Genomic DNA, 11,667 nt, shown 5'->3' on the forward strand with positions numbered 1-11,667 from the left:
ATTATTAATAGTTAAAATCTACACAAATCTTCCGAATCTATACACTTCTCAAAAGACAGGCATCTGAAATCAGGACAGTTGCGTCCTTAACGATGAATTAATTTAAATGCCTAAATGAGAAAAAAACTATCCTGGTGTTCACTGATTTTTTTGTGGATTTGTCTTGTGGGAGGGGTAAAAGCCCAAAACTCTAAAAAGCCTGCCGTTAATAACCCATTAATTAAAGACGAATTTTTTAACAATATACCTCTGGCTAATGTATTGGCAGAGATGGAAAAAAAGTACTCCATCAAAATGGTATATGATAAAGCTGAGCTAAAGCCTTATAACATTACCTATTGGTTTACTAATGAAACTTTTCAGGATGGTCTTAAAGCCATTTTTAAGAAAATTCCTTTGAAGTTTTATATGGACGAAAACGACCTCATACATATCATAGGTAAAAATAAAAAGATAGAAACCCTGGCCGATGTGAAGTTTGAAGGGCAACCAACCAAAAGTGACTTCACACTAACGGGTAGAGTAGTGGATGCAACCAATGGAGAATACCTGCCTTTCGCTACGGTTTCTATTAAAAACACTAAAACAGGTAGCCAAACCAATGTTGACGGACATTTTACGCTGCTGAAAGTACCATCAGATACTGTTACACTGGAGGTAAGCTACGTAGGATTCATCACTCGTCTTTTCCATCTCAATCCCAGATTAAATATGGAAGACTTGAAAATTGAGATAGACCCGGCAACTGGAGTATTGGAAGAAGTAACCGTAACAGAAAAGAAAACAGAAGTATTAAAGGCGAATGAGGTAGTGGGTATGATTAAAATGACTCCACGAAATATTTCAAGATTACCCAATGTAGGTGAAAGAGACCCTTTTAGAGCCTTTCAACTAATGCCAGGTGTAAGTGCATCGAACGAGTCATCTTCAGGTTTATATGTACGTGGAGGCACGCCTGACCAGACTTTAGTTTTATACGATGGTTTCACCGTATATCACGTCGACCACCTTTTTGGTTTCTTTTCAGCCTTTAATTATAATGCAATCAAGGCCATTCAGCTATATAAAGGTGGTTTTGATGCCAAATTTGGCGGAAGGATTTCGGCAGTTGCAGAAATAACCGGAAAAGAAGGAAATAAAAAAGAATTTAATGCCGGAGCTGATGTAAGCTTGCTGAGCGCCAATGCTTATATAGAAACACCTCTTGGGGATAAATGGACTTTTCTGGTAGCAGCACGCCGCTCATGGAAAGGTCCCCTTTATAAGAAACTATTTGAGAGATTTACGACTGAAAATACCAATCAAAATACCCAAACTGGCAATTTACCAGGTGGAACAGGCCGTAACCCATTCGGCTCATTCGGACAGGAACAGGTAGCTAGCTCTTACTTCTATGATTTGAACTCAAAATTAACTTTCCGACCAACTAAAATAGATATTCTCTCGCTTAGTCTGTATAATGGTACAGATAATATGGATAATTCAAGCAGTTCAAGCTTATCAGGTTTTGGTCGTCCGGGTGGTGGCGGTGGTTTTGGAGGCAGAGGGTTTAATACTGCAACCAATGATATTTCTAACTGGGGTAACTTAGGAGGAAGTTTAAAATGGTCGAGACAATGGGGTGAGAAATTCTATAGCAATGCACTCATCAGTTATTCAAACTATTATAGCAACCGTGATAATAGCCGCCAGATGGTTATTACCAGAGATAGTGTAGATACCAATGTACGAATCGGTCAGATTGAAGATAATAGTTTAACAGATGTTAGTGCCAAAGTAGATTTTGAGTGGAAAGCTATTCCTAACAACCAGTTTGATTTTGGCTTGCAGGCGACCCGAAATACTATTAAATACACTTATAGCCAGAACGATACTATCAAGGTCTTGGATAGAAATGATACTGGAGGTCTTTATACAGCGTATATACAAGACCAGATTCGGATATTTGATAACAAATTACATATCAATCCGGGTATCAGGATGACGTATTTTGACGTAACCCAAAAAATTTATTTTGAACCCAGACTCTCAGCCAATTTCAATATAACACCTAAATTAAAATTAAAGGGAGCAGCAGGTATCTATTATCAGTTTGTGAAACAGATTAACCGCGAAGACATTTCTCAGGGAAACCGGAATTTCTGGGTTTTATCCAATTCTTCCACACTGCCTGTTACACGTTCAAAACACTTGATTTTAGGAGGTAGCTATGAGACAGCTGATTACCTGTTTGATGTAGAATTTTATCAGAAAAAGAGTACGGACATTACTGAATATACACTACGATTTGTCCCGCAACTTAACCGAATGTTAGCAGCCAGTGAGACATTCTTTAATGGTGATGAGACAATCAATGGAGTCGACATTTTGATTCAAAAGAAATTCGGCGATTTCAATGGCTGGATAGGTTATACCTTGGCAGAAGCCAAACGTAGTATTGCCGCATTTTCAGATAAACCTTATTATTCAGATCAGGACGTAAGACATCAATTTAAAATTATAGGGTCTTACAAATACAAGAAATGGGATTTTGCCGCAACCTGGATTTATTCAAGCGGTCGCCCGTATACTTCTATCTTAGGAGCTTATCAGGTTACGCTTCTGGACGGTACGGTAAGAAACTTTACCAATCCATCTGACAAAAACGCCAATCGTTTTCCGGCATATCATCGCTTGGATATTTCGGCTACCTATAATTTCAGTCCAAAGTTTAATATAGGTTTCTCGGTTTTCAATTTATACAATCATACGAATGTATGGTATAAACGATTCCAGGTAATTACTGATGAAGATTTAACGATATTACAAACTACCAATGTCAATTATCTTGGTTTTACACCGAACGTGACCTTATCATGGAAACTTAAATAAGATTATGGAAACAATGAAAAAGATATATAGCAACATATTTACTCTAATAATTCTGGCCTGTGTGATCAGTTGTACAAAAGTCAACGATGTGGTAAATCCGGGAGAAAAACCAATTATTGAAGCCTATTTGGCACCTGGTCATCCTGTAAGTATGAAAGTGTATACAGAAATACCTTATGCTGAGAGCTCAGAAGGTGTATCAGAACCTATTGATGGGTTGAATATTAAGATTACTGGTAGCGACGGAAAGGTATTTAATCTGAAATCAACGGGTAGTGGAGTATATACTTCTGCTGATAATGAATTGATAGAAGGAGCACCGACAAAATATAAAATGGAGTTTGAATACAAAGGCCGGATTGTTAGTGGTGAAACCGAAATCCCTGAAAAACCTTCTGGTTTTACAATCAGTACTCATCAGATCTATAGAACGCAGGTAGATTTATCAAGCGGAGGTTTTCCCGGAGGGCCTGGTGGCGGTTTTGGAGGAAATGATAATACACCAGTGGAGTTATCATGGAATAACCCTGAAAATGTTTATCATTTTATTGCCGTTGAAAATACAGAAACCACACCGCAACAAATTATTATCCCTCCAACAGGGTCTGAATTTCCGACTTTCAGATTCAGATTTACGAATGAGCCGCTTTTAGGCACTCATAATAATATTCAACCACAAAGCCTTGAATATTTCGGGAATTATGACGTGATATTATATCGTATCAATCCCGACTATTCAGCTTTGTATCAATCAAGTGGCACCACCACTCAGAACCTGAGTACACCCCCATCAAGCATAACGAATGGCCTTGGGATTTTTACAGGTATCAACGCCGATACGGTGAAACTCAACGTCGGCAAAAATTAAAGCTTTTTCTTAGGTATACAGTTTAATTAGATATTGGGTTGGTAGATAGCGTTACCAGCCCTTTTATCTTTATGAAATTATTAAGAAGTCAGCAGGAAATTAATAGTAGTTTGTTGTAAGAATTGCTAATCTATCATTTACTTTGTGGTCGATACGAAACAAGGTTTATCGGTATCAAGATTCAATTTCCAACCAACAAAACCTACACTAATTGAATGAAATTAAAACTCACTTTTTTACTTTTTGGCCTCCTGCTTGCGTCAGCAGGGTTTTCTCAAAAAAACACGCCCATCACAGTAGCAACCTATAACTTAAGGTATAACACTGCCAACGATGGAGTAAATGCCTGGCCTAATCGCAAGGAATTCGTCAAAGCACTCATTAGTTTTCACGAATTTGATATTTTCGGAACACAGGAAGGTTTGCGTGGACAATTAGACGACATTGCCGAACTAAAAGATTTCGCTTTTCTGGGAAGCGGCCGCGACGACGGCAAACAGGCAGGCGAGCACTCTGCTATTTTCTACAAGAAAGACAGATTTAAAGTGCTAAGATCAGGAGATTTCTGGTTGAGCGAAACTCCTGAAAAACCAGGTAAAGGCTGGGATGCGACCTGTTGCAACAGAATTTGCTCATGGGCTAAATTCAAAGACCAGATTACCAAAAAAGATTTTTATTTCTTTAGTGTGCATTTCGACCATCAAGGGGTAGAGGCACGCCGCCAGTCAGGAAAACTGATGGTGAAAAAAATTCAGGAGATTGCCAAAGATGCTCCGGTTATCTGTGTAGGGGATTTAAACTCTACACCTGAAACAGAACAGGTGAAGGAAATAGAAACGCTTCTGAACGATTCGCAGAAAGTAAGCGCATTACCTCCGTATGGTCCTGAAGGTACATTCAATGCCTTTAAGTTTGATGCATCTATGAAAAACAGAATTGATTATATTTTTACAGATAGACGAATCAAAGTATTGAAATACGGCGTGTTGACAGATGCCAAAGATCAACGTTATCCATCTGATCATCAACCTGTAATGATAAAGGCGGTAATTAACTAAATTTACTAACACTTATTGTGGTGAGGTCATTTTTCAAAAATTGAAAAATGACCTCGTTTTTATTAGTATTTACACAAAAATGGCGCTATTTTTGCTAAAAATACTTTGAAGTAAAGGCATGACTAGAAAATAATATTCACTCTTTTGATGTGACAAAATAATTGGTTGATATTTATCGTTTGCTAATGGCTATTTGAAAAAAATACTATCTTTTATGAATAGAACAGATATTTTGCTATTGTTGACTATCTACGCACGTTTGCATTTTTCACAGTCTATTTTGAAATCCGGAAGCAAATTCTAGTGAAATAATTTGCTTGGAGTCGAACAGAAATCCTGTGTAAAACTTCTTAAACACAAAAATATTTTAGACTAAAAAACTTTTAAAATTACGCTAAACACTTATGAAAAAAACTGCGCTCTTGCTATGGCTTTTATGCTGTGCCAATTCTCTTTATGCTCAAAAAATTGCTCTACCAAAAATTAAGTTCGGAGAGTTTAATCTGGCTGATGTGGAAATGAAATCTTATGATAAAGATTCTTCTGCTGATGCTATTATACTTTATGACTACGGACAGACTACCTTCGAATTGAGGGGAGGTATGATTTATAACCATTTCGTCTATCATGGTAGAAAGAAAATTCTAAAAAAATCTGCCTTAGATCTGGGCACGATTTCTATGCACCTTCTTAAGTATGGTTATGAAAGAGATCAATTAATTTCAGATATTAAAGGTTTTACCTATAATCTCGAAAGTGGCGAGGTAAAAAAAGAGAAACTGACTAAGGAATCTATTTTTATGGAAAAAATAGTGGGAGACGCACAGAATGTAAAAATAACATTACCAAATGTAAAAGAAGGTTCGGTGATTGAGTATACTTATACTATTGATACACCTTTTTCTATCTCCAATAACCCATCAACCTGGACATTTCAGTCAGCATATCCAGTCCTTTGGAGCATTTATGAAATTACTATTCCTTCATATTTTACTTACCGGCTCCTGATGTCTGGCTATCTACAATTAAGCGGCAATGAAACTGAACCTGTCAATGTGTCTCTGGGGTCATTTAATACTAATGGTCTTTTGCAACGATTTACTGTAAAAGATGCTCCGGCTTTCAGAAACGAATCCTATATTACCTATGCAGGAGATTACCTTTCTAAAATTGATTTTGAATTAGCTAAGGTGGCATGGACTAATATCTTAAACAAAGATTTTTCTCTTGATTATGGATCATTGATTAAAACCTTGCTTGAAGAACAGTCATTCGGAGGTCAATTCAAGCGAACAGGCTTTTTAGAAGATACTGCAAAAGAGATTAAAAGTAAGTATAGCGATTCAACTTCTCGTTTGAGAGCAGCTTGCGAATTTGTACAGAAAAATATAAAGTGGAATGAGAATTATAGTATTTACTCAAATAACTTAAAAAAAGTTCTTGATGCCCATAAAGGTGATGCAGGGGATATCAACCTTTTATTAATAGCCTTATTGAGAGAGATAGGTTTTGATGCAAACCCGGTTATTTTAAGTACCAGAGGGCATGGGAAAATACATGAACAATACGCCTTAATGAAAAGATTCAATTATGTGGTTGCACATATTGAGCAAAATGGGAAGGATTTACTTTTAGATGCTACTGATGAATACCTTAAATTAGGTATGCTTCCTATTGACTGTCTGAATGGAAAAGGCTTATTAGTTCATCCGACCAAGAGCAGACTTCTGGAAATTATTCCAACAGAAAAAGATATAGAATTTAAAAATGCTAAACTTGTGATTGACGAAGAGGGAGAAATGAAAGGCAGTATATCAAAATCATATGGTGGATATGGGGCATTGACTGAAAGAAAGGAGTTTAAAGATAAGGGCTCTGAGAAATATTTGGAGGAGGCTAAAAAAGAAAATGCTTCATGGGTCATCGAAAAAGCCGAGTACAAAAATACCAGCGAATATGATGTGCCAATGGAAGCTCAGTATCAGGTAAGCTTAACCGATTATGTTACGAAGGCGGGTAATATGTTATACCTGAAACCTATGCTTTCAGAAGGCAAAAAAGAAAACGCATTGAAATCGAAAGAACGTTTATATCCGATTGATTTCGCTTTCCAAAGGGAGGAAACATTTATGGCTACTTATGAGCTACCTAAAGGCTATTCAATAGTTGAAATTCCTAAAAACATCTCAATGAATCTACCTGAAAATACTGGTAAATTCGTTTATGTTATTTCAGTAAATGAAAATAAACTGACAGTTACCAGCCGAATTCAATTCCGGAAATCTGTATATTATGCAGAAGAGTATCCGTTTTTACAGGAGTTCTTCGATAAAGTGGTTGCAAAACATAGTGAGCAAGTTGTACTAAAGAAAAACTAATCAATGATACGCTATTTAATTTTAATACTAATAAGTTTTCAATCCATTGCACAGGACTTTTCAGTTGCTAATATTCCAGCAGAGTTGAAAGAAAAAGCCCATGCGGTAGTAAGAAATCAGGAGACACAGTTTTATGTCAAAGACATAGGTGAAGCGGTTATAAAAATCCAGGCTACTGTTACTATTCTGGATGAAAAAGGGAATGATCATGCCAGTCTGGTAATAGGATATGATAAATTCACTAAGGTAAGCAATATCGAAGCACGTATCTATGATGCCAACGGCAAACAGATAAAAAAGCTGAAAAGAGACGATATTGAGAGTTTTAGTACATCTTCAGGACAGAACTCAATTGAAGATAATTATGTAAAAGTAGCTTCTCTGATACAAACAACTTACCCATATACGATTGATTATTCATATCAGTATACCTATAAAAATATGATGTTTTATCCGGTATGGGAGGCCGTATTGGATAATTCCGAATTCACCGCTGTTGAGAAATCATCTTTAAAGGTATCTATGCCAAACGGACTTCAGTTGAGGTACAAAGAGCAGAATATGCCAGTAAAAGTATCTATGACAAAAGAGGATGATCGATTCAATTATAGCTGGAATGTAAGCAATCTGAAGGCCATTGAGAAAGAGCCTAATAGCCCACCTTATTCAGTAATTATGCCTACGGTTTATACTGCTCCTACCGATTTTAAAATAGATGATTATACAGGAAGCATAAATTCCTGGAATGACATCGGGAAGTTTTATGGTACGCTGAATGCAGATAGAGATAAATTACCAGCTGAATTAACTGCGAAATTGAAGGATTTGGTAAAAAACGAAGTTGATGTAACCAATAAGGTAAAAAAGATATATGAATATCTGCAGGCAAATACACGTTATGTAAGCATTCAATTGGGTATTGGTGGCTGGCAATCTATGAAAGCCACAGAGGTTGCTACCAAAGGTTATGGTGATTGTAAGGCGCTCACAAATTTTACAAAAGCGATGTTAAAGGAATTGGGTATTCCTTCAAATCTGGCATTAGTAAGAGCAGGAGAAAATAAGGCCGAAATTCAGGCAGATTTTCCTTCATTTCAATTCAACCACGTAATCTTATGTGTACCTGTGCAGAAAGATACGCTTTGGTTAGAGTGTACAAGTCAGGATAACCCATTCGGTTATTTGGGGAGTTTTACCGGAGGCAGAAATGTGGTTTTAATAACTGAAAACGGAGGGAAATTAATCAGGACGCCTACTTATAAATATAGCGACAATCAACTTTTACGAAATGCCATGATAGAGGTCAAGGATAGTGGTGACGCAATTGCAGATATCAAAACCCAATATACAGGCTTGCAACAAGAGATTTATGCTTCGGTAGCAAATTCATTAAACAATGAAGATCAGAAAAAATGGCTATATAAAAACCTAAGCCTGCCAAGTGTAGAAATTATTAGTTTCTCTCTGAACGAAAAAAAAGACAGACTTCCAACCGTAGAAGAGAAACTGAATTTGCATTTAAGAAGTATTGCAACTAAGAGTGGCACCAGATTATTTATCACACCCAACGTTTTAAATCAACATAACACGCTGCCAATAGCAAATGCCAACCGTAAGACAGAATTGGAGTTGAACGGTAATTATATTGATATTGACAATATTTCATTTAAAATCCCTAAAGGTTATACCGCAGAGTATTTACCTGAACCAGTAAAAATTGAAACCAAGTTCGGAAAATACTCATCTAAGGTTGAAATGAAAGACGATATAATTGTTTATAATCGTGAGTTAAGTATGTTTAGGGGGCGCCATGCAGCAGCTACGTATAATGAATGGGTTGACTTTAGAAAAAAAGTAGTAAAAGCAGATAAAAATCAGGTTGTTTTGGTCGCTAAGCAGTAACAAATTCCTATTTTTACTTGTTATTACTAAGCCGTTCAATTATACAACTCTTCATGTCTTTGCAAGTCTCAGGGCATGAAAAAACCTTAAAACCTCTTCCTTTGGTGTAGAGACAGCACTAACGATAGGAAGCGACAGACCAATGAAAAAAACAATCTTATCCCTAAACGCAGCACTGGGCGTGTTTCTGCTTACAAGTGCCTTTTTAGAAAAGCCTCTCAATGATGATTCTAAAGCTTCTAAAATTAAACCTGACGATAATAACGGAGGTATAAAACTGGCTTCAGGCTTTGGAGCAACTGTAGTTTCTGAAGCTACGGGCAAAGCACGCCATATTAAGGTATTACCTAATGGTACTATTTATATTAAAAACGCTAATGCCAAAGAGGATAAAGGAATTACGGTTCTCAAGGATACTAATGATGATGGAAAAGCGGATGAAACCGGATACTTCGGAAATTACGGAGGCACAGGCATAGATATTCATAATGGCTATTTATATGCTTCTTCCAATTCAGAAGTATTTCGTTATAAACTGGATGCCAATGGAAATGTAATTGATAAGAAAGCACCTGAAACAGTTATTATGGGCTTGCCGGATTTAAAACAACACGAATCAAAGCCTTTTACATTTGATGAAAGTGGCCATATATATGTAACTATTGGTGCTCCTTCAAATGTATGTCAGGAAAAAGATCGTCAGAAGGGCTCTCCGGGAATGATGCCTTGTCCATTATTAGAGAAAAATGGTGGTATTTGGCAATTCAATGCCGATAAATTGAATCAGAAACAAGAAGACGGAGTGCGTTTTGCCACAGGTATCCGTAATGCTGTTGCTCTTGATTGGGACTCAAATACGAAAACCTTATATGCCTTACAACATGGCCGCGATATGTTGTTCCAGCATTATCCTGAAATGTTTTCAGCCGAAAAAGGAGCAGAATTGCCATCAGAAGAGTTCTTGCAAGTAAAAAAGAACGATGATTTCGGTTGGCCATATAGTTATTATGATTTGGATAAAAAGCAAATGATGTTATGCCCTGAATATGGTGGTGATGGTAAGAAAACCTATGCCAAAGCTAAAAAACCAATTATGGGATTCCCCGGCCACTGGGCACCAAATGATGTCTTGTTTTATCATGGAAATCAGTTTCCGGCTAAATACAAGAATGGGGCATTTATCTGTTTTCACGGTTCTTGGAATCGTGCGCCTTTGAATCAGGCTGGATATTTTGTAGCTTTTGTACCATTCAAAAATGGACTTCCATCAGGCCCTTACGAAGTATTTGCGGAAGATTTTGCAGGTGGGCCAGAGATCAAAAGCCCGGGTGATGCTAAAGCTCGTCCAATGGGGCTAGCGGAAGGTCCAGATGGGTCTTTATATATTACCGATTCAGTAAAGGGAAAGGTTTGGAGAGTAATGTATAATAGATAATATTCTTAAATAAGGCAAAACCTTGCAGGTATCATGCTTGTAAGGTTTTGTTATTTACAAGTTCATGGAAAAGATTTTAGTAGTTATTTTAGTATTAGGTACATGTCAAACCTTCGCTCAAACACCTAAAGCTTTAGATGGTAAAGCCATTTATACACAATATTGTTTACCATGTCATCAGGAAGATGGCACAGGCGTACCAAATCTGAATCCACCCTTAAGAAAATCTGACTGGGTAAACGGAGATAGAAACAAATTGATTAAGGTAATTCTAGAGGGCTTGGAAGAAGAAATTGAAGTAAATGGAGAAAGTTATAATCGGGTAATGGCGTCACATAGTTTTCTGACTGATAAACAAGTTGCCGATGTACTGACTTATATCAGGTCTAATTTTGGCAATACTTCTGATGCTATTAAGGAAGAAGAAGTGAAAGCATTGAGAAAGAAAAAGCCTTAGTTTCAAACTAAGGCTTTTTCTGTATTTTAAACTAACGGCTTAACTTTCTTCAGCTACGACATAAATAGCATCTAGATTTCTTCCCATGCCATCGTAGTCCAAGCCATAACCTACAACAAACTTGGTTTCAATCTCGAAACCTACATAATCTACCTTTAAAGGTACTTTCAGGGCTTCTGGCTTATATAACAAGGTCATAATTTTGATAGAGGCGGGTTTTTGAGAAGCCAACTGCCCAAGTACTTCCTGCATGGTCATACCCGTATCCACAATGTCTTCTACAATAATAACGTGTCTGTTCTTAATATCTTCCTTTAAGCCTAAAATCTGTTTTACCTGTCCAGTCGACTCTGTGCTCTGATAAGAAGATACCCGTATAAACGTTATTTCACACTCAATTTCAATAGATTTAAACAGGTCTCCGATAAACATAAAGGAGCCATTTAATACACCAATCAATAAGGGATTTTTTCCGTTATAATCTTTGTTTAATTGTTGACCCATTTCTTTGATACGAGCTTGTAATGCTTGTGATTCAATGAAAGGAACAAAGTTTTTATCTTTGATTTGTTTCATGTATATTTTTTGGCAAAATATAATGCCTTTGTATCGCTCGCAATTTAGTAATTTTGCAGGACAAAAATAATTTTAAGAAAATTTTAAGTTTTGCAATTTTATTTTTGTTCTCTACGTTATTC

8 protein-coding genes are annotated in these 11,667 nt (G+C 36.7%); 7 read left to right on the forward strand and 1 reads right to left on the reverse strand.

Features of this window, described 5'->3' with window-relative positions:
* Nucleotides 1-114: 114 nt before the first annotated feature.
* The 7 genes from ACYVFA_RS13595 to ACYVFA_RS13625 all read left to right on the forward strand — a co-directional run bounded on the left by ACYVFA_RS13595 (nt 115) and on the right by ACYVFA_RS13625 (nt 10,969).
* Nucleotides 115-2,871 (forward strand): TonB-dependent receptor domain-containing protein, encoded by a 2,757-nt coding sequence (locus ACYVFA_RS13595; RefSeq protein ID WP_460472378.1) that lies wholly within the window; start codon nt 115-117, stop codon nt 2,869-2,871.
* Between the two features lie 13 nt (nt 2,872-2,884).
* On the forward strand, nt 2,885-3,739 hold the full coding sequence (locus ACYVFA_RS13600; RefSeq protein WP_460472379.1) for a DUF4249 family protein: 855 nt from the start codon (nt 2,885-2,887) through the stop codon (nt 3,737-3,739).
* A 215-nt stretch (nt 3,740-3,954) separates the two neighbouring features.
* Nucleotides 3,955-4,797 (forward strand): endonuclease/exonuclease/phosphatase family protein, encoded by an 843-nt coding sequence (locus ACYVFA_RS13605; RefSeq protein ID WP_460472380.1) that lies wholly within the window; start codon nt 3,955-3,957, stop codon nt 4,795-4,797.
* Nucleotides 4,798-5,201: 404 nt separating this feature from the next.
* The gene (locus tag ACYVFA_RS13610; protein ID WP_460472381.1) at nt 5,202-7,175 is read left to right on the forward strand and encodes a transglutaminase domain-containing protein; all 1,974 of its coding nucleotides are present in this window, start codon (nt 5,202-5,204) and stop codon (nt 7,173-7,175) included.
* Nucleotides 7,176-7,178: 3 nt separating this feature from the next.
* On the forward strand, nt 7,179-9,077 hold the full coding sequence (locus ACYVFA_RS13615; protein ID WP_460472382.1) for a DUF3857 domain-containing transglutaminase family protein: 1,899 nt from the start codon (nt 7,179-7,181) through the stop codon (nt 9,075-9,077).
* Between the two features lie 142 nt (nt 9,078-9,219).
* Nucleotides 9,220-10,512, forward strand: coding sequence for a PQQ-dependent sugar dehydrogenase (locus ACYVFA_RS13620; protein WP_460472383.1), 1,293 nt, complete (start codon nt 9,220-9,222; stop codon nt 10,510-10,512).
* Between the two features lie 64 nt (nt 10,513-10,576).
* The gene (locus ACYVFA_RS13625) at nt 10,577-10,969 is read left to right on the forward strand and encodes a c-type cytochrome (RefSeq protein WP_460472384.1); all 393 of its coding nucleotides are present in this window, start codon (nt 10,577-10,579) and stop codon (nt 10,967-10,969) included.
* 39 nt (nt 10,970-11,008) lie between these two features.
* On the opposite strand, the gene hpt is transcribed toward ACYVFA_RS13625, so the two are convergent.
* Nucleotides 11,009-11,545 (reverse strand): phosphoribosyltransferase, encoded by a 537-nt coding sequence (gene hpt, locus ACYVFA_RS13630; RefSeq protein WP_460472385.1) that lies wholly within the window; start codon nt 11,543-11,545, stop codon nt 11,009-11,011.
* Nucleotides 11,546-11,667 lie beyond the last annotated feature (122 nt).

It is taken from the genome of Emticicia fontis, from assembly GCF_054779675.1.

Coding starts and splice junctions, on each gene's coding strand:
- ACYVFA_RS13620 (WP_460472383.1), top strand. CDS start 9,220: ATGAAAAAAACAATCTTATCCCTAAACGCAGCACTGGGCGTGTTTCTG.
- hpt (WP_460472385.1), bottom strand. CDS start 11,545: ATGAAACAAATCAAAGATAAAAACTTTGTTCCTTTCATTGAATCACAA.
- ACYVFA_RS13625 (WP_460472384.1), top strand. CDS start 10,577: ATGGAAAAGATTTTAGTAGTTATTTTAGTATTAGGTACATGTCAAACC.
- ACYVFA_RS13615 (WP_460472382.1), top strand. CDS start 7,179: ATGATACGCTATTTAATTTTAATACTAATAAGTTTTCAATCCATTGCA.
- ACYVFA_RS13600 (WP_460472379.1), top strand. CDS start 2,885: ATGAAAAAGATATATAGCAACATATTTACTCTAATAATTCTGGCCTGT.
- ACYVFA_RS13595 (WP_460472378.1), top strand. CDS start 115: ATGAGAAAAAAACTATCCTGGTGTTCACTGATTTTTTTGTGGATTTGT.
- ACYVFA_RS13605 (WP_460472380.1), top strand. CDS start 3,955: ATGAAATTAAAACTCACTTTTTTACTTTTTGGCCTCCTGCTTGCGTCA.
- ACYVFA_RS13610 (WP_460472381.1), top strand. CDS start 5,202: ATGAAAAAAACTGCGCTCTTGCTATGGCTTTTATGCTGTGCCAATTCT.